The organism is Flavicella sp. IMCC45668 (assembly GCF_057219105.1).
In genome coordinates, this window is the sequence record NZ_CM170114.1 from 1707416 (window position 1) to 1725825 (window position 18410).

Here is an 18410-nt window from a genome sequence, read left to right on the forward strand (position 1 = left end):
AACATAAAAAACCCCCATAGTAAAACTATGGGGGTCCAAATATAAATTATTTAATTATCTTTTTTCAATAGATTCAAAACCTCTTAAAACTTCACCAGTATAAAGCTGACGAGGACGTCCAATTGGTTCATGCTTAATTCTCATTTCTTTCCATTGAGCAATCCAACCTGGTAACCTTCCTAATGCAAACATTACAGTAAACATCTCTACTGGAATTCCTAATGCACGATAAATAATACCAGAGTAGAAATCAACATTTGGATATAAATTACGCGATTTAAAATACTCATCATTTAAAGCCACTTTTTCTAAACCTTTTGCAATTTCCAATACAGGATCATTTATACCAAGGTCTGCTAACACTTCCTCAGCAGCAACTTGAATAATTTTTGCACGAGGATCAAAATTCTTATAAACTCTGTGTCCGAATCCCATTAAACGGAAAGGATCATTTTTATCTTTTGCTTTGGCAATATATTTATTATAATCTCCTCCATCATTTTTAATATCTTCCAACATTTCAATAACAGCTTGATTAGCCCCACCGTGCAATGGTCCCCATAATGCAGAGATTCCAGCAGAAATAGACGCAAACAAACCAGCGTGAGAAGAACCTACAATTCTTACTGTAGAAGTCGAACAGTTTTGCTCATGATCGGCATGTAAAATCAATAACTTATCCAACGCATTTAAAACTACAGGATTCGCTTTAAAGTCACAGTTCGGTTTAGAGAACATCATTTTGTACATGTTTTCAACATAGCCCAAATTAACATCTCCATAATCTAATGGCAATCCTTGTTTTTTACGTAAAGTCCATGCTGCAAGAACTGGGAATTTAGCTAAAAGTTTAACAATCGCGTCATACATATCTTCTCTAGATTCGATATTTACCGATTCCGGATTAAACGCAATCAAAGAACTTGTTAATGCAGAAACAACTCCCATAGGATGGGCTGATTTAGGAAAACCATCTAATATCTTTTTGATATCTTCATCAACTAAAGATTCTGCAAGGATATCATCATGGAATTTCTTTAACTCTGCTTCCGTCGGCAATTCTCCGAAAATTAACAAGTATGAAGTTTCTAAAAAATTTGACTTACTAGCTAAATCTTCAATTGAATATCCTCTATACCTAAGAATACCTTTTTCACCGTCCAAAAAAGTTACAGCACTTTCACAAGACCCTGTATTTTTATATCCTGAATCCAACGTAATAACTCCTTCAGTAGCGGCTCTCAATGATTTTATATCAATTGCTAATTCATTTTCAGTCCCCTTTAATAAAGGAAATTCGTACTCTTTACCGTTTACTTTTAGTTTCGCTGTTTCAGACATATTTAAATTTTTTTTGTTGGATTTTAAGCTTCTCTTTCCAAGAGATGCAAATTTACATAAAATCCCTTGTTTTTCTACCAAAAAAATTCGCAATAAAATCGGTGAATTTTTAATAATTACACAATTTTACATCAACTAACACAGATAGTGTTAGTGTAAATATGCGAATTTCGCTAATTCATCATGAAAACAATAATTGGTTTCCCAATTAAAATAAGGATAATTGTAACAAAAAAAGCCGTTTCAAAAATGAAACGGCTTTTTATATTCTAAAAAGAATCTTAGCTCAATTTGAAAGCTTTATCCTGTGGATAATATGCTTGCTCTTCTAACTCTTCCTCAATTCTTAATAATTGATTGTATTTAGCCATACGATCAGATCTTGATGCAGAACCAGTTTTAATTTGACCAGTATTCAATGCAACTGCCAAATCAGCAATTGTATTATCTTCAGTTTCTCCAGATCTATGAGACATTACAGAAGTAAATCCAGCATTTTTAGCCATGTTCACAGCTGCAATTGTTTCCGTTAATGTTCCAATTTGATTAACTTTAATCAAAATAGAATTAGCGATCCCTTCTTCAACACCTTTTGATAAACGCTCCACGTTAGTCACAAATAAATCATCACCAACTAATTGAACTTTATCACCAATTTTTTCTGTCAAGTATTTCCATCCTTCCCAGTCATTTTCATCCATTCCATCTTCGATAGAAATGATAGGGTATTTTTGAGACAATTCAGCTAAATAATCAGCCTGCTCTTCAGAAGTCCTTACAGCTCCATTTTCACCTTCAAACTTTGCATAGTTGTATTTACCATCTTCAAAAAATTCAGCGGCAGCACAATCTAATGCTAACATCACTTCTTCACCTGGCTTATATCCAGCTTTCTCAATAGCAGATAATACAGTTTCAATTGCATCTTCAGTTCCTTCGAACGTTGGTGCAAAACCACCTTCATCTCCTACTGCAGTACTTAAACCTCTTCCGTGCAATATTTTAGCTAAGTTATGGAATACCTCAGATCCAATTTTCAATGCATGAGAAAATGTTTTAGCCATCACTGGCATAATCATAAACTCTTGAAATGCGATCGGAGCATCAGAATGTGAACCTCCGTTTACAATGTTCATCATAGGTACAGGAAGCGTGTTTGCGCTTACTCCACCAATATAACGATATAAAGGTTGGTTTAATTCATTAGCAGCAGCTTTAGCTACAGCCAAAGAAACTCCTAAAATTGCGTTAGCACCTAATTTAGATTTATTTGGTGTACCATCTAAATCAATCATCGCTTGATCAATAGCATTTTGCTCAAATACAGAAAACCCTAACAACTCTTCAGCTATAGAAGTATTTACATTATTTACTGCAGTTAAAACACCTTTCCCCATAAAATCAGAACCACCGTCTCTTAATTCTACAGCTTCATGTTCTCCAGTAGAAGCTCCAGAAGGAACTGCTGCTCTACCTAATACTCCACTTTCTGTGATAACATCTACTTCAACAGTAGGATTCCCTCTTGAGTCAAAAATCTGACGTGCATGAATGCTAATAATTACGCTCATTTAATATATATTTTAGTTTATTCTTAATTCGTATGCAATTTACAAAAGCACATATAAATTACTTTCTTATTTCTTTTTTATTTCCTAAATCGTATTCGTAATACAATTACCAATATCAAACATTAACTCGACATTCATATCATCGAAACGTTAAGAAAATTACTTTTTTAAATTCTCAATAAATTGATCAAACAAATATGAAGAATCATGTGGTCCAGGATTTGCCTCTGGATGATACTGCACAGAGAAACAATTTTTATCTTTTATTGCAATCCCAGCAACTGTATTATCATTTAAATGGATATGAGTTACTTCTACATTATCATTCCCTTCTAATGAAGCTCTATCAATTACGAAACCATGATTCTGAGATGTAATTTCACCTTTACCAGTAATCAAATTTTTTACAGGATGATTAATTCCTCTATGCCCATTATGCATTTTTTTAGTTGTAACCCCTTGTGATATTCCTATCACTTGATGCCCTAAACAAATACCAAATAATGGTAAATTTTGTTCAATTATCTCACCAGCTACTTTTTGTGCATTCTTCAATGGTTCTGGATCACCAGGGCCATTTGATAAAAAGTATCCATCAGGATTAAATGCTTTTAATTCCTCTAATGATGCTGTATTTGGAAATACTTTGATATAACAATCTCTTTTTGCTAAATTTCTTAAAATGTTAGTTTTAATACCTAAATCAAGGGCAGAAACTTTGTAAGTCGCATTTTCATCTCCATAAAAATATGGCTCTTTTGTTGAAACCGTAGAAGCTAAATCCAAACCTTCCATATTAGGAACCTCTTTCAATTGTGCTTTTAAACCTTCAATATTATCAACATCAGTAGAAATAACAGCATTCATTGCTCCTCTATCTCTAATATAGCTCACTAATGCTCTCGTATCTACATCAGTTATCGCCAATAAATTATGCTTTTCTAAATATTGCTCCAACGATCCATGAGATCTATCTCTAGAATATGGAAAACTAAAATTACGACATATCAATCCAGCGATTTTAATACCATCTGATTCAACTTCGTCATCATTAACCCCATAATTACCAATATGCGCATTGGTAGTAACCATAAGCTGACCAGAATAAGAAGGATCCGTAAAAATCTCTTGGTATCCAGTCATTCCCGTATTATAACAAACTTCCCCAAATGAAGATCCCTCGATTCCAACCGATTTCCCTTCAAAAATAGTTCCGTCTTCTAATAATAAAATTGCTCTTTTTAAATTCTTGTAATTCATATGTATAAGATCTACGTTCGTTAAAACTTCTGTTTCAACTCAAAATTATAATGTACTTTTTTTCGCTGTGCAAAGATAATAAATGCGTTCTACATTTCCTTATCGTATATAAAAAAAGGATAAACTAAAAAATAGTTTATCCTTTATATAATTGTTATTGATATAACATCTTATTCTTCAGAAGATTTAGTTTCCTCAGTAGCAGGTGCCTCAGCAGCCGGTGCAACTACAGCATCAGCTTTTTTTCTTCCTCTACGAGTAGATTTTTTCTTCTTAGCTCCATTAGGATTGTAAATTTCGTTGTAATCAACTAATTCCACCATACACATCGAAGCGTTATCTCCTTGACGGTTTCCTAATTTGATGATACGAACATATCCACCTGGACGGTCAGCAACCTTTACTGAAACTTCTTTAAACAATTCAGTTACAGCAAATTTGTTTCTTAAAACACTAAAAACTAATCTACGATTGTGCGTAGTATCATTTTTAGATTTCGTGATAATCGGTTCAACAAACTGACGTAAAGCTTTAGCTTTAGCTTCTGTTGTGTTAATACGTTTATGCTCAATTAATGAACATGCCATATTAGCTAACATTGCTTTTCTATGTGCAGTTTGTCTACCTAAATGGTTGAATTTTTTTCCGTGTCTCATGACTTTTCTTTTTTGCTTTCATCTTGCTCAACTCACTTCTGAGGAGCAAACTATGAAAGATTAATCTTTATCTAATTTGTATTTACTTAAATCCATTCCAAAGTTCAAACCTTTTACATGAACTAATTCATCTAGTTCCGTTAAAGATTTTTTTCCGAAATTACGGAACTTCATTAAGTCATTTTTGTTGAATGATACTAAATCTCCAAGAGTTTCAACTTCTGCAGCTTTCAAACAGTTCAAGGCTCTAACTGATAAATCCATATCAATTAGTTTAGTCTTCAACAACTGACGCATATGTAAAGACTCTTCATCATATGTTTCAGTTTGAGCAATTTCGTCCGCCTCTAACGTAATTCTCTCATCAGAGAACAACATAAAGTGGTGAATCAAAATTTTAGCTGCTTCTGTTAATGCATCTTTAGGATTGATAGAACCATCAGTAACGATGTCAAAAACTAATTTTTCGTAATCCGTTTTTTGTTCTACACGGTAATTTTCTACTGCATATTTTACATTCTTTATCGGAGTGTAAATTGAGTCAGTAAAAATAGTTCCCATAGGCACATTTACTTTCTTATTCTCTTCTGCAGGTACAAAACCTCTACCTTTTTCGATAGTAATTTCCATATCAAACTTTACACTGCTTTCTAAGTTACAGATAACTAAATCTGGATTTAATACTTGGAAACCTGATGTAAACTTCTGGATATCTCCAGCAGTGATTTGCTCTTGTCCTGAAACTGAAATAGAAACTGTTTCTCTATCAGTATCTTCAATTTGTTTCTTAAAGCGTACTTGCTTAAGATTAAGGATAATTTCAGTAACATCTTCCACAACTCCTTCTATAGTAGAGAATTCATGTTCTACACCTTCTTTTCTTAAAGATGTAATAGCAAATCCTTCTAAAGAAGAAAGTAATACTCTTCTCAATGCGTTACCTACTGTTAAACCAAAACCTGGTTCTAAAGGTCTAAACTCAAATCTACCTTCAAAATCAGTAGATTCAATCATTATTACTTTGTCGGGTTTCTGAAAATTTAAAATTGCCATAGTTTAACGGGTGTCAAAAATTATTTAGAGTATAACTCTACTATTAATTGTTCTTTGATGTTCTCAGGAATCTGAAGTCTTTCTGGTACAGAAACAAAAGTTCCTTGTTTTGTATCAGCATTCCAAGTTAACCACTCGTATACATTGCTGTTTGCAGCTAATGCATCTTCAATAGCAACTAAAGATTTAGACTTTTCTCTTACAGCAACAACATCACCAGGTTGTAATGAGTATGAAGGAACATTTAAAATTTCTCCATTTACCGTGATATGTCTGTGAGATACTAACTGACGAGCTCCTCTACGAGAATTTGAGATTCCCATACGGAAAACTACATTATCCAAACGAGATTCACATAATTGTAATAAAACTTCACCAGTAATTCCTTTACTGTTTGACGCTTTTTTAAACAAGTTACTGAATTGACGCTCTAATATTCCGTAAGAATACTTTGCTTTTTGTTTTTCTTGCAATTGCATCGCGTATTCAGATTTCTTTCCTCTACGTCTTGCATTACCATGTTGCCCTGGAGGGTAATTTCTTTTTTCAAAAGATTTATCATCTCCGAAAATCGCTTCTCCAAACTTACGAGCAATTTTAGTTTTTGGTCCTGTATATCTTGCCATTTCTTATTGTTTTATAATTAGGGATTGTGAATTAAGGCGAACTCCTCCGACAATCTAACTCCTAATTAAATTTAAAATTAATTATACTCTACGTCTTTTTGGTGGACGACAACCATTATGAGGAATAGGTGTTACATCAATGATTTCTGTAACTTCAATTCCATTATTATGCAAAGTTCTAATTGCAGACTCACGTCCATTACCAGGTCCTTTTACATAAACTTTTACTTTTCTTAATCCAGCTTCATGAGCAACTTTTGCACAATCTTCTGCAGCTGTTTGAGCAGCATAAGGAGTATTCTTTTTAGAACCTCTAAATCCTTGCTTACCAGCAGATGACCAAGAAATTACATCTCCTTTTTTGTTTGTTAAAGAAATAATGATGTTGTTAAATGAAGCCGTGATGTGCGCTTCACCCACTGACTCAACAATAACCTTACGCTTTTTTGAATTTGATTTAGCCATAATTTCTAGTTATTATTTAGTAGCTTTCTTTTTGTTCGCTACAGTTTTTCTTTTACCTTTTCTTGTTCTAGAGTTGTTCTTTGTTCTTTGTCCTCTTAATGGAAGACCAGATCTATGACGAATTCCTCTGTAACATCCGATGTCCATCAAACGTTTGATGTTCAATTGAGTTTCTGAACGTAATTCACCTTCAATAGTGAAAGTACCAGCTTGCTCACGGATTGCTCCAATTTGCTCATCAGTCCAATCCTGAACTTTGATGCTTTCGTCTACTCCTGCGTTTGCTAAAATCTCTTTAGCTCTACTGCTACCAATTCCAAAAATGTAAGTTAAAGCAATAACTCCTCTTTTGTTTTTTGGTATGTCAATTCCTGCTATTCTTGCCATAACTTACCCTTGTCTTTGTTTGAATCTAGGATTCTTTTTGTTGATTACATATAATCTGCCTTTTCTACGCACAATCTTGCACTCGGCACTTCTCTTTTTTATTGATGCTCTTACTTTCATCGTATAATGTTTTAGTATCTATAAGTAATTCGAGCCTTAGATAAATCATAAGGACTCATTTCTAACTTCACTTTATCGCCTGGTAACAATTTGATATAATGCATACGCATTTTACCAGATATATGAGCGGTTACGATATGACCGTTCTCAAGTTCAACTCTAAACATTGCATTTGACAATGCCTCAGTAATTGTTCCGTCTTGTTGTATTGCAGCTTGTTTAGCCATATTACAATGATGATTTTCTTTTATTTCCTACTTTCATTAAACCGTCATAATGACTGTTCAATAAGTAAGAGTTAATTTGTTGAATAGTATCGATAGCCACACCAACCATAATGATCAATGACGTACCTCCGTAAAATAATGCCCAGTTTTGTTGAATTCCAAATTGCACAGCTATTGCTGGTAAAATAGCCAACAATGCTAAGAACAAAGAACCTGGAAACGTAATTCGAGATAAAATAGAATCTAATCTCTCTGCAGTTTCATGCCCAGGTCTAATTCCAGGAATAAATCCACCACTACGTTTTAAATCATCAGCCATTTTATTAGTTGGTATTGTTATTGCTGTATAGAAATAACTAAACACAATAATCAATACTGCAAATAAAATATTATACCCCAACCCATTCATATCAGCAAAACTCGCTCCAATCGCTTGGAACGATCCTTCTGCTTTTTGAGCCAACGCTCCAGGAATGAACATAATTGCTTGCGCAAATATAATAGGCATAACACCTGCTGAATTTAACTTTAACGGAATGTATTGTCTTGTACCTTCTACATCCTTAACATCTCCTACTACAGTTCTTCTTGCATATTGAACCGCAATTCTACGAACGGCCGTTACGAGTAACACTGAAGCTAAGATTACTAAGAACCAAACTACAATTTCTAACAATATCATCATTACTCCACCTGCACCACCACTAGCTGTTTTAGAAGCTAATTCTTGTGCAAATGATGAAGGGAATCGAGCGATAATACCAATCATAATTAATAACGAAATTCCGTTACCAATTCCTTTATCAGTAATTCTCTCTCCTAACCACATTGCAAAAACAGTACCGGCCATCAAAAGAATCATAGACGAGAACCAGAAGAATCCAGTACCAACAACTGCATCTGCAACAAAAGCAGATTCTGGCAAAATAGATGCCATGTTAGTAATGTAAGCAGGTCCTTGAACTAAGGTAATTCCAATAGTTAACCAACGTGTTATTTGCGTAGTTTTCTTTCTTCCACTTTCACCATCTTTCTGAAGTTTTTGTAAATAAGGAACCGCGATTCCCATTAACTGAACCACAATTGAAGCAGAAATATATGGCATAATTCCTAGAGCCATTATAGATGCTCTAGAAAACGCCCCTCCTGTAAATGCATTTAACAAACCTAACAGACCTCCATCTGCTTGATTTTCCAAAGCTGTCAACTGAGTTGGATCAATTCCCGGAAGAGGAATTTGAGCCATAAAACGGTAAACCGCCATTAAACCAAGTGTTAAAAGAATCTTATTTCTAAGTTCTTCTATTTTCCAAATGTTCTGTAAGGTTTCTATAAAATTCTTCATTTACTTAAATCTTTCTTATAAAGTTACTGCTGTTCCACCTGCTGCTTCAATTGCCGCTTTGGCAGATGCAGTAAATTTATGTGCAGTAATATTCAACTTTGCTTTTAACTCACCACGACCTAATACTTTTACTAAGTCATTTTTGTGAGCTAATCCAGATGCTACTAAAGATGCTAAATCTACAGTTTCAGAAATTTTTCCTGCATCCAAAAACTCTTGCAATTTATCAAGATTAATTCCCTGATATTCTTTACGGTTAATGTTTGTAAAACCAAACTTAGGAACACGTCTTTGCAAAGGCATTTGACCACCCTCAAATCCAATCTTTCTTGAATATCCTGAACGTGATTTTTGACCGTTGTGACCTCTAGCTGCAGTTCCACCTTTACCAGAACCTTCACCTCTTGCTATTCTCTTACCCTTTTTAACTGAACCAGCTGCGGGTTGTAAGTTACTTAAACTCATTACGTGAATATTGTTTATTTAATTTCTTCTACAGAAACTAAGTGATTAACCTTATTTACCATACCAAGTATTGTTGCTGAAGCTTCATGCTCCACAACTTGATTCATCTTACGCAACCCTAAAGCAATTAAGGTTTTCTTTTGAGAACCTTCGCGTCTGATTTGGCTTTTTACTTGTTTTATTTTAATTTTTCCCATCGTTCTTCGATTTATCCGTTAAAAACTTTATCTAAAGAAACTCCTCTTTGCTTTGCAATAGTATGAGCACTACGCAACTGTAATAAAGCATCAAAAGTTGCTTTTACCACATTGTGAGCGTTAGAAGATCCTTGAGACTTTGATAATACATCATGTACTCCAACTGAATCTAATACCGCACGTACAGCTCCACCGGCAATAACTCCAGTACCATGAGATGCAGGCTTCAAGAATACTCTTGCTCCTCCAAACTTACCTTTTTGCTCATGTGGCAAAGTAGCGTTTATAATAGGAATTCTCACTAAGTTTTTCTTAGCGTCTTCAATTGCTTTTGCGATTGCAGATGCAACATCTTTAGACTTCCCTAAACCGTGACCTACAACTCCGTTTCCATCTCCTACAACAACGATTGCAGAAAATCCGAATGCGCGTCCACCTTTCGTTACTTTAGTAACCCTGTTTACACCTACTAAGTGATCAACAAGCTCTAAACCACTTGGCTTAACTAATTCTACGTTTTTATATTTTTGATACATACTTTACTTCTTAAAATTTTAAACCAGCTTCTCTAGCTGCTTCAGCTAATGCTTTAACTCTTCCGTGGTATAAAAACCCATTTCTATCAAAAGAAACAGTTTCTATTTTTGCAGCGATTGCTTTTTCAGCAATTGCTTTTCCAACTGTAGTAGCTACTTCGGACTTAGATCCTTTAGCGTCAACTCCTTTATCTCTAGATGATACAGATACTAATGTTGCACCTGCTACGTCATCAACAATTTGAGCGTAAATCTCTTTATTACTTCTGTAAACAGAAAGACGTGGTCTTGCAGATGTTCCAGAAACAACTTTTCTAATTCTAGATTTAATTCTTTGTCTTCTTTCAAGCTTTGATAATGCCATAATATATTTTCTATAAATTATGCAGATTTACCTGCTTTTCTTCTTAATTCTTCACCTACAAACTTAACTCCTTTTCCTTTGTACGGCTCTGGTCTTCTGAATCCACGAATCTTAGCAGCAACTTGTCCTACTAATTGTTTATCAAAAGAGCTTAACTTTACAATCGGATTCTTTCCTTTTTCAGAAACAGTCTCAACTTTCACCTCTGGAGCAATATCCAGAACGATGTTATGAGAAAATCCTAAGGCTAAATCTAATACTTGCCCTTGGTTAGAAGCTCTATAACCAACACCAACTAATTCTAACTCTTTAGTAAATCCTGTAGCTACTCCTTGTACCATATTACTGATCAAAGATCTGTATAAACCGTGATTAGCTCTATCAGCTTTACTATCTGATGGTCTTTCCACGATTAATGAGTTATCTTCTTGCTTTACTGTAATACCTCCACTAATTTCTTGCGTTAATTCACCTAATTTACCTTTTACAGTAATTGAATTATCCGCGATAGTAACGGTCACACCTTCTGCTATTGCTATTGGGTTTTTTCCTATTCTTGACATAATACTATCTCTTTATTAATAAACGTAACATAAAACCTCTCCTCCAACATTCTCTTGACGTGCTTTCTTGTTAGTCATCACACCTTTTGAAGTTGAAACGATAGCAATACCTAAACCATTCAATACACGTGGCATCTCTGATGCGTTTACGTATTGTCTTAGTCCTGGTGTACTAATACGTTCTAATTTCTTAATTACTGGCTCTTTTGAGTCAGCATCATACTTTAAGGCAATCTTGATAGTTCCTTGAACAGTATTGTTCTCGAACTTGTAGCTCAAAATGTAACCTTGCTCGAACAAAATTTTGGTCATATTCTTCTTCAAGTTTGAAGCAGGAATTTCCACAACTCTGTGTCCGGTTGCTGCAGCATTTCTTATCCTTGTAAGATAATCTGCAATTGGATCTGTGTACATATATACTTATTTGCGATTACGGTTTTTCGTCTTACTCTAAGACAAAACCTGAAATCAATTTATATTCTATTTTTCTCAATAAAACCACACCTTTTTAAGTCGATTTTCATTGAATTCAGTCATTCTCATACAAATAACAGCGTGCAAAGATACTAAAATATGTATAATATCTTCAACGTTTCTAAAATTTATATGAAAAAAAACTCTATTTCCAAAGAAATAGAGTTTTTATTATCAATAATTGGTGAATTACCAACTAGCTTTTCTTACACCTGGGATCAAACCTTGGTTTGCCAACTCACGGAAAGTCACACGAGAAATTCCAAATTGACGCATATAACCTTTAGGTCTTCCAGTTAATTTACAACGATTGTGCAAACGAATTGGAGATGCATTTTTAGGCAACTTTTGTAACGCTTCGTAATCACCAGCCTCTTTCAAAGCTTTTCTTTTCTCTGCGTATTTAGCTACAACTTTTTCTCTTTTAACCTCACGGGCTTTCATTGATTCTTTAGCCATATCTTAGTTCTTTTTAAATGGTAATCCCATTTCAGTTAATAATGATTTAGCTTCTTTATCAGTTGGAGCAGACGTTACAAATGTAATATCCATTCCTCCAATTTTATTTACCTTATCAATATTGATCTCAGGGAAAATGATTTGTTCTGTAATACCTAAAGTATAGTTTCCACGTCCATCAAAACCGTTAGCTTTAATCCCGTTAAAATCTCTTACACGAGGTAATGAAGCAGTAATCAATCTATCTAAGAACTCATACATCTTAACACCTCTTAACGTAACTTTCACACCAATTGGCATTCCTTTACGTAATTTAAATGTCGCGATATCTTTCTTAGAAAGAGTAACAACTGGTTTTTGACCCGTAATCGTAGCTAATTCTTCAACAGCATATTCGATTAATTTTTTATCAGCAATAGCAGCACCAACTCCTTTACTAATAACGATCTTCTCTAATTTCGGTACTTGCATTACGTTACTGTATCCAAACTCCTCAGTCAAGGCAGATACAATTCTCTTTCCGTAATCTTCTTTTAGTCTTGGTATATAACTCATATTATATAGCTTTATCTGATTTTTTAGAAAAACGTACTTTCTTTCCGTCTTCTAATCTATAACCAACTTTCGTTACGTTACCGTCTTCTAACAACGCTAGATTAGAAACATCTAAAGAAGCTTCTTTCTTAACAATTCCTCCTTGAGGACTTTGAGCACTAGGCTTAGTATGTTTAGATACTAAATTTACACCCTCAACAATCGCTCTGTTTTTTTCTGCAAAAACACGAGTAATTTTTCCCTCTTTTCCTTTTTGATCACCAGCAATAACTCTTACGTTATCTCCTGTTTTTAATTTTAGCTTCGCCATTTTTTATAATTTTAAAGCACTTCAGGTGCTAATGATACAATTTTCATGAATTGTTTATCACGAAGTTCTCTAGCTACAGGTCCGAATACACGAGTTCCTGTCATCTCTTCAGAAGCATTTAACAATACACATGCATTGTCATCAAATCTGATATAAGATCCGTCTTTACGTCTGATCTCTTTTGTAGTTCTTACAACAACTGCTCTATGAACTTGTCCTTTCTTTGCAGACCCATTAGGAGTTGCACTCTTTACAGAAACAACAATTTTGTCTCCGATTGAAGCGTAACGCTTTTTAGTTCCTCCTAAAACTCTAATTACTAAAACTTCTTTAGCTCCAGTATTATCTGCTACTTTTAATCTTGATTCTGTCTGTAACATATTATTTAGCTCTTTCTAGGATTTCTACTAATCTCCAACGCTTAGATTTACTTAAAGGTCTAGTTTCCATGATCTTTACAGTATCTCCAATATTGCAGTCGTTTAATTCATCATGCGCAACATACTTTTTCGTTTTCAAAACGAACTTTCCGTACATCGGGTGTTTTACTTTCTTTACCTCAGCAACAACGATAGATTTCTCCATTTTGTTACTAGATACAACACCAATTCTTTCTTTTCTAAGATTTCTTTTTTCCATCTTTTCTAATATTTACTGAGCTCTACTAGTTAATTCAGTAGCAATTCTAGCAACTGTTTTTCTAATAGTTTTTAATTGCAAAGGATTTTCCAAAGGAGAAATCGCATGTGCCATTTTTAGATCAGTATAGTTTTTTTTGAATCCTGCTAGTTTTTCTTGTAACTCAGCAACTGATAATTCTTTAATTTCTGATTGTTTCATGTCTCTTAGATATTAAGCGTTATCAAAATCTCTTGCAATTACAAACTTAGTTTGAACTGGAAGTTTCTGTGCTGCTAAACGTAATGCTTCTTTTGCAACTTCAAAAGGAACTCCTCCTACTTCAAATAGAATTCTTCCTGGTTTTACTACTGCTACGAAATATTCAGGAGAACCCTTACCTTTACCCATACGTACTTCTAATGGCTTTTTAGTAATAGGCTTGTCTGGAAATATTTTAATCCATAACTGCCCTTCTCTTTTCATATGACGTGTTGCCGCAATACGAGCTGCCTCAATTTGGCGAGATGTAAGTAAGTTTTGATCCAAAGATTTGATTCCAAACATTCCATTAGAAAGTTGGTTTCCTCTTTGAGAGTTACCCTTCATATTACCCTTCGCTTTCTGTACCTTACGGTATTTTACTCTTTTTGGCTGTAACATTTCTTAAGTTTTATTTTCTTTTACGAGGTTGTTGTTTCTTTGAATTACCACCTTTACCACCTTGCTTTTTCTCTAAGCCAACTAGTGGAGACAATTCTCTTTTACCATAAACCTCACCTTTCATAATCCACACTTTAATACCTAATCTTCCATAAGTAGTATGTGCTTCAACTAGTGCATAATCAATATCTGCTCTAAAAGTAGAAAGAGGAATTCTACCTTCTTTGAAATGCTCAGAACGTGCCATCTCAGCTCCATTCAAACGACCTGAAATTTCAATTTTGATTCCTTCAGCATTCATTCTAATAGCAGCTTGAATAGACATCTTGATAGCTCTCTTGTAAGAGATTCTATTTTCAATCTGACGAGCAACACTAGAAGCAACTAAAGTAGCATCTAATTCCGGACGCTTAATTTCAAAAATATTGATTTGAACTTCATTTCCAGTAATTTTCTTAAGCTCTTCTTTTAACTTGTCTACCTCTGTTCCACCTTTCCCGATAATGATACCAGGTCTTGCAGTAGTGATAGTAACGGTTACAAGTTTAAGCGTACGCTCAATAATAATTCTAGAAACACTTGCTTTAAATAATCTAGCACGAACGTACTTTCTTATTTTATCATCTTCAGCTAATTTATCACCGTAGTCATTTCCACCATACCAGTTAGATTCCCATCCTCTGATAATTCCTAAACGATTTCCAATTGGATTTGTTTTTTGTCCCATTTCTACTTACGATTAATTAGTTGCATTATTCTTACTTCCCAACACGATTGTAACATGATTAGAACGTTTTCTAATTCTATGTGCACGACCTTGTGGTGCCGGTCTTAACCTTTTTAACATACCTGCGCTATCAACACTGATTTCTTTTACAAATAGAGCAGCATCTTCGATACTAGCTCCTTCGTTTTTCGCTTGCCAGTTAGCAATAGCAGAAAGTAAAAGTTTTTCAACGTTGATTGATGCTTCTTTTGAACTAAATTTCAAAATTTGTAAAGCTTTCTCAACTTCCAAACCTCTTACTAGATCAACCACCAAACGCATTTTTCTTGGTGATGTAGGACAGTTAGTCAACTTTGCAAAAGCGATAGACTTATTCGCTTCTTTACGTTGGTCTGCCATATTTTTCTTACGAACTCCCATACCTACTATTTTTTACCTTTGTTTTTTCTATCCGCACCGTGTCCTCTAAACGAACGTGTTGGTGAGAATTCTCCTAATTTGTGACCTACCATATTTTCAGTAACATAAACAGGTACAAATGCTCTTCCATTGTGTACTGCAATTGTTTGTCCTACGAAATCTGGAGTAATCATTGTTGCTCTAGACCAAGTTTTGATTACTGATTTACTATCTGCCTCAACATTAGCTAAAACTTTTTTCTCAAGTTTATGAAATACGTAAGGTCCTTTTTTTAATGAACGTGCCATATCTTATTATTTTTTTCTACGTTCTATAATATACTTATTACTCGCTTTGGTCTTAGATCTGGTCTTGTAACCTTTTGCAGGTATACCGTTTTTAGATCTAGGATGTCCTCCTGAAGATTTACCTTCACCACCACCCATTGGATGATCAACCGGGTTCATAACCACTGGTCTCGTTCTAGGTCTTCTTCCTAACCATCTACTTCTACCTGCTTTACCAGATACTAGTAATTGATGATCTGAGTTTGATACTACTCCAATAGTTGCCATACAAGTTGCAAGAATCAATCTTGTTTCTCCTGAAGGCATCTTTACAGTAACATACTTACCATCTTTCGCCATTAACTGAGCAAATGATCCAGCACTACGAGCCATTACAGCACCTTGACCTGGTCTTAATTCGATACAGCTAATTGTAGTTCCTAAAGGCATTTCTGATAAAGGCATCGCATTTCCAACTTCTGGAGCGATATTTCCTGAACCAGCCTCAACTTTTTGTCCTACTTGTAAACCACCTTGGGCGATTACATATCTCTTTTCACCATCAGCAAATTGCAACAAAGCAATAAACGCTGTACGGTTTGGATCGTATTGAATAGACAATACTTCAGCAGCACCCGCTTTATCTCTTTTGAAATCAATAATACGGTACTTTCTTTTGTGTCCACCTCCCATGAATTTCATGGTCATCTTTCCACTGTTGTTTCGACCTCCAGATCTTTTATTCGGAACAAGTAAACTTTTTTCCGGCTTATCAGTAGTTATGGCGTCGAACCCATTTACTACTCTAAAACGCTGACCTGGTGTAATTGGTTTTAATTTTCTAACTGACATCTCTAGTTATTAAATATTGTTATAAAAATCAATTGCTTCACCATCTGACAATTGAACGATTGCTTTTTTGTATTGACCAACCATACCAGAAACAACACCTTTCTTAGTGAATTTTTGTGTTCTTGTTACTGGGTAAACCATTGTTCTTACTTTCTCTACAGATACTCCGTAAGCAGCTTCAACAGCTTTTTTGATCTCTACTTTATTTGCTCCAACAGCTACTTTAAAAGTGTAACGGTTAAACGTTTCACTATCAGCAGTTGCTTTTTCTGTGATAATAGGTTTAATTAAAATACTCATCTCTTCCCTATTTGCTTAAATTAGACTCAATTCCTTCTAAAGCTCCTTCAGAAAGGATAACTTTATTTGTATTTAAGACTCCATAAGTACTTAACGCATCGCTAGTAATTACTGATGTCTTTTTCAAATTACGAGAAGATAAATAAACGTTGTTATTAGTATTCCCTAGTACAAACAAAGACTTAGAATTCTCAACACCAAAAGCTTTTAATACGTTAGCGAAGTTCTTTGTCTTTGCAGTTTCGAAAGAAAAATCTTCCACTACTACAATGTTTTGATCCTTAGCTTGAGTACTTAAAGCAGATTTACGAGCTAATCTTTTTAAGTTTTTGTTTAATTTGAAAGAATAGTTTCTTGGTCTTGGACCAAAAACTCTACCTCCACCTCTAAAAACAGGAGACTTGATAGATCCTGCACGAGCAGTACCTGTCCCTTTTTGTTTTTTGATTTTTCTAGTAGAACCAGCAATATCTGCTCTCTCTTTAGACTTGTGCGTTCCTTGTCTTTTGTTAGCCAAGTGCTGCTTTACATCTAAATAAATTGCGTGCTTGTTAGGCTCTAATCCGAATATAGCATCAGAAAGCTCAACTTGTCTTCCTGTGTCTTTTCCTGTAATATCTAAAACTGCTACTTTCATTACTTCTCAATAGTTATGTAAGCGTTTTTGTGACCAGGAACACATCCTTTCACTACAAGTAAGTTCTTATCAGAAGATACTTTTAAAACTCTTAAATTTTGAACTTTTACATTTTCACCACCCATTCTTCCGGCCATACGCATTCCTTTGAATACTCTTGCTGGATATGATGCAGCACCGATAGAACCTGGCGCTCTTAAACGGTTGTGTTGACCGTGTGTTGCTTGACCAACTCCGGCAAATCCATGACGTTTTACAACCCCTTGGAATCCTTTACCTTTAGAAACTGCAGACACATCTACAAATTCTCCTTCTTCAAATAGATCTACTGTGATAGTATCTCCTAATTTGTACTCCTCATCAAAACTTGTAAACTCAACGACTTTTTTCTTAGCAGTAGTTCCAGCCTTTTTAAAGTGACCTTTTAACGCACTAGATGTACGTTTCTCTGCTTTGTCATCGAAACCTAACTGTAAAGCGGCATAACCGTCTACTTCTTCAGTTCTGACTTGGGTAACTACACAAGGACCACATTCAATAACAGTACAAGGAATATTCTTCCCGTTTGCATCAAATAAGCTGGTCATTCCGATTTTTCTTCCTATTAACCCAGACATTTTTATTTATTTATATTAATTATTATTCTCTTATTTTACCCCAAAAAAAACAGAGCAAAAATATATCCAGCTCTGAATCTATTTTTTACCGTTTTTCCTTCGCTCGCAGCTCCGGACATGTATATACGTGATTATCTTAGCAATCACCTATTTTTAATGAGGTGCAAATATAGAATATATAATTTGAATAAAAAAACGATTTAGATAATAATTACACAATTCTAAAACTCTCATAAAAAACAAGTTACAATACCAATTCTGTACTAAAAAACAGGGATACCCGAAATCTATTTCTCAGATAAACCAAAACAAAAAAAGGCTATATCAAATGATATA

At 34.5% G+C, this 18410-nt stretch carries 31 protein-coding genes; all 31 read right to left on the minus strand.

Going from position 1 to position 18410, the window contains the following annotated elements:
• Positions 1 to 54: 54 nt before the first annotated feature.
• Complete coding sequence (locus AC2DZ0_RS07180) at positions 55 to 1341, minus strand: citrate synthase (RefSeq protein WP_484492351.1); 1287 nt, start codon at positions 1339 to 1341, stop codon at positions 55 to 57.
• 281 nt (positions 1342 to 1622) lie between these two features.
• Positions 1623 to 2912 (minus strand): phosphopyruvate hydratase, encoded by a 1290-nt coding sequence (gene eno, locus AC2DZ0_RS07185; RefSeq protein WP_484644643.1) that lies wholly within the window; start codon positions 2910 to 2912, stop codon positions 1623 to 1625.
• 159 nt (positions 2913 to 3071) lie between these two features.
• On the minus strand, positions 3072 to 4172 hold the full coding sequence (gene carA / locus AC2DZ0_RS07190) for a glutamine-hydrolyzing carbamoyl-phosphate synthase small subunit (protein WP_484644644.1): 1101 nt from the start codon (positions 4170 to 4172) through the stop codon (positions 3072 to 3074).
• Between the two features lie 170 nt (positions 4173 to 4342).
• Positions 4343 to 4828 (minus strand): 50S ribosomal protein L17, encoded by a 486-nt coding sequence (gene rplQ / locus AC2DZ0_RS07195; protein ID WP_484644646.1) that lies wholly within the window; start codon positions 4826 to 4828, stop codon positions 4343 to 4345.
• Between the two features lie 60 nt (positions 4829 to 4888).
• On the minus strand, positions 4889 to 5881 hold the full coding sequence (locus tag AC2DZ0_RS07200; protein WP_300321630.1) for a DNA-directed RNA polymerase subunit alpha: 993 nt from the start codon (positions 5879 to 5881) through the stop codon (positions 4889 to 4891).
• Between the two features lie 20 nt (positions 5882 to 5901).
• Complete coding sequence (gene rpsD / locus AC2DZ0_RS07205) at positions 5902 to 6507, minus strand: 30S ribosomal protein S4 (RefSeq protein ID WP_484492355.1); 606 nt, start codon at positions 6505 to 6507, stop codon at positions 5902 to 5904.
• 81 nt (positions 6508 to 6588) lie between these two features.
• Positions 6589 to 6972 (minus strand): 30S ribosomal protein S11, encoded by a 384-nt coding sequence (gene rpsK, locus AC2DZ0_RS07210; RefSeq protein ID WP_152285502.1) that lies wholly within the window; start codon positions 6970 to 6972, stop codon positions 6589 to 6591.
• Between the two features lie 12 nt (positions 6973 to 6984).
• Positions 6985 to 7359 carry a 30S ribosomal protein S13 gene (rpsM, locus tag AC2DZ0_RS07215; protein WP_484492356.1) on the minus strand — a complete coding sequence of 125 codons (375 nt, stop codon included), beginning with the start codon at positions 7357 to 7359 and terminating at the stop codon, positions 6985 to 6987.
• A 3-nt stretch (positions 7360 to 7362) separates the two neighbouring features.
• Positions 7363 to 7479 (minus strand): type B 50S ribosomal protein L36, encoded by a 117-nt coding sequence (ykgO, locus tag AC2DZ0_RS07220; RefSeq protein WP_013621733.1) that lies wholly within the window; start codon positions 7477 to 7479, stop codon positions 7363 to 7365.
• A gap of 11 nt (positions 7480 to 7490) precedes the next feature.
• Positions 7491 to 7706, minus strand: coding sequence for a translation initiation factor IF-1 (infA, locus tag AC2DZ0_RS07225; protein WP_093668881.1), 216 nt, complete (start codon positions 7704 to 7706; stop codon positions 7491 to 7493).
• A 1-nt stretch (position 7707) separates the two neighbouring features.
• Positions 7708 to 9051 (minus strand): preprotein translocase subunit SecY, encoded by a 1344-nt coding sequence (gene secY / locus AC2DZ0_RS07230; protein WP_484492357.1) that lies wholly within the window; start codon positions 9049 to 9051, stop codon positions 7708 to 7710.
• Positions 9052 to 9066: 15 nt separating this feature from the next.
• Positions 9067 to 9516: a 50S ribosomal protein L15 gene (gene rplO, locus AC2DZ0_RS07235; protein ID WP_484492358.1), complete on the minus strand. Its 450-nt coding sequence runs from the start codon at positions 9514 to 9516 to the stop codon at positions 9067 to 9069.
• Between the two features lie 14 nt (positions 9517 to 9530).
• Complete coding sequence (gene rpmD, locus AC2DZ0_RS07240; protein ID WP_484644650.1) at positions 9531 to 9713, minus strand: 50S ribosomal protein L30; 183 nt, start codon at positions 9711 to 9713, stop codon at positions 9531 to 9533.
• A gap of 11 nt (positions 9714 to 9724) precedes the next feature.
• Positions 9725 to 10249 (minus strand): 30S ribosomal protein S5, encoded by a 525-nt coding sequence (gene rpsE, locus AC2DZ0_RS07245; RefSeq protein ID WP_300321653.1) that lies wholly within the window; start codon positions 10247 to 10249, stop codon positions 9725 to 9727.
• A gap of 10 nt (positions 10250 to 10259) precedes the next feature.
• Positions 10260 to 10613 (minus strand): 50S ribosomal protein L18, encoded by a 354-nt coding sequence (rplR, locus tag AC2DZ0_RS07250; protein ID WP_484492360.1) that lies wholly within the window; start codon positions 10611 to 10613, stop codon positions 10260 to 10262.
• Positions 10614 to 10630: 17 nt separating this feature from the next.
• Entirely contained in the window at positions 10631 to 11176 is a 546-nt protein-coding gene (gene rplF / locus AC2DZ0_RS07255; protein WP_484644652.1) for a 50S ribosomal protein L6, read from the minus strand.
• Positions 11177 to 11191: 15 nt separating this feature from the next.
• Positions 11192 to 11590: a 30S ribosomal protein S8 gene (gene rpsH, locus AC2DZ0_RS07260; RefSeq protein WP_484492362.1), complete on the minus strand. Its 399-nt coding sequence runs from the start codon at positions 11588 to 11590 to the stop codon at positions 11192 to 11194.
• Positions 11591 to 11839: 249 nt separating this feature from the next.
• Positions 11840 to 12109 (minus strand): 30S ribosomal protein S14, encoded by a 270-nt coding sequence (gene rpsN, locus AC2DZ0_RS07265; RefSeq protein ID WP_484492363.1) that lies wholly within the window; start codon positions 12107 to 12109, stop codon positions 11840 to 11842.
• 3 nt (positions 12110 to 12112) lie between these two features.
• Positions 12113 to 12664 carry a 50S ribosomal protein L5 gene (gene rplE / locus AC2DZ0_RS07270; protein ID WP_484492364.1) on the minus strand — a complete coding sequence of 184 codons (552 nt, stop codon included), beginning with the start codon at positions 12662 to 12664 and terminating at the stop codon, positions 12113 to 12115.
• Position 12665: 1 nt separating this feature from the next.
• Positions 12666 to 12974 (minus strand): 50S ribosomal protein L24, encoded by a 309-nt coding sequence (gene rplX / locus AC2DZ0_RS07275; protein WP_300321667.1) that lies wholly within the window; start codon positions 12972 to 12974, stop codon positions 12666 to 12668.
• Positions 12975 to 12985: 11 nt separating this feature from the next.
• Positions 12986 to 13354 (minus strand): 50S ribosomal protein L14, encoded by a 369-nt coding sequence (gene rplN, locus AC2DZ0_RS07280; RefSeq protein WP_152285515.1) that lies wholly within the window; start codon positions 13352 to 13354, stop codon positions 12986 to 12988.
• A gap of 1 nt (position 13355) precedes the next feature.
• The gene (rpsQ, locus tag AC2DZ0_RS07285) at positions 13356 to 13613 is read right to left on the minus strand and encodes a 30S ribosomal protein S17 (protein WP_152285516.1); all 258 of its coding nucleotides are present in this window, start codon (positions 13611 to 13613) and stop codon (positions 13356 to 13358) included.
• 12 nt (positions 13614 to 13625) lie between these two features.
• On the minus strand, positions 13626 to 13814 hold the full coding sequence (rpmC, locus tag AC2DZ0_RS07290; protein WP_484492365.1) for a 50S ribosomal protein L29: 189 nt from the start codon (positions 13812 to 13814) through the stop codon (positions 13626 to 13628).
• A gap of 12 nt (positions 13815 to 13826) precedes the next feature.
• Positions 13827 to 14255: a 50S ribosomal protein L16 gene (gene rplP, locus AC2DZ0_RS07295; RefSeq protein ID WP_484492366.1), complete on the minus strand. Its 429-nt coding sequence runs from the start codon at positions 14253 to 14255 to the stop codon at positions 13827 to 13829.
• Positions 14256 to 14265: 10 nt separating this feature from the next.
• Entirely contained in the window at positions 14266 to 14982 is a 717-nt protein-coding gene (gene rpsC / locus AC2DZ0_RS07300; protein ID WP_484492367.1) for a 30S ribosomal protein S3, read from the minus strand.
• A 12-nt stretch (positions 14983 to 14994) separates the two neighbouring features.
• Positions 14995 to 15402: a 50S ribosomal protein L22 gene (gene rplV / locus AC2DZ0_RS07305; RefSeq protein WP_484492368.1), complete on the minus strand. Its 408-nt coding sequence runs from the start codon at positions 15400 to 15402 to the stop codon at positions 14995 to 14997.
• Positions 15403 to 15407: 5 nt separating this feature from the next.
• A complete protein-coding gene (gene rpsS / locus AC2DZ0_RS07310; RefSeq protein WP_300321686.1) occupies positions 15408 to 15689 on the minus strand; it encodes a 30S ribosomal protein S19 in 282 nt (93 codons plus the stop codon).
• A gap of 6 nt (positions 15690 to 15695) precedes the next feature.
• Complete coding sequence (gene rplB / locus AC2DZ0_RS07315; RefSeq protein ID WP_484492369.1) at positions 15696 to 16520, minus strand: 50S ribosomal protein L2; 825 nt, start codon at positions 16518 to 16520, stop codon at positions 15696 to 15698.
• A 9-nt stretch (positions 16521 to 16529) separates the two neighbouring features.
• On the minus strand, positions 16530 to 16820 hold the full coding sequence (gene rplW / locus AC2DZ0_RS07320) for a 50S ribosomal protein L23 (protein ID WP_300321692.1): 291 nt from the start codon (positions 16818 to 16820) through the stop codon (positions 16530 to 16532).
• 7 nt (positions 16821 to 16827) lie between these two features.
• Positions 16828 to 17457 (minus strand): 50S ribosomal protein L4, encoded by a 630-nt coding sequence (gene rplD, locus AC2DZ0_RS07325; RefSeq protein WP_484492370.1) that lies wholly within the window; start codon positions 17455 to 17457, stop codon positions 16828 to 16830.
• On the minus strand, positions 17457 to 18074 hold the full coding sequence (gene rplC, locus AC2DZ0_RS07330; RefSeq protein ID WP_300321698.1) for a 50S ribosomal protein L3: 618 nt from the start codon (positions 18072 to 18074) through the stop codon (positions 17457 to 17459). The genes rplD and rplC overlap by 1 nt, the downstream gene beginning before the upstream one ends.
• Between the last annotated feature and the right edge of the window lie 336 nt (positions 18075 to 18410).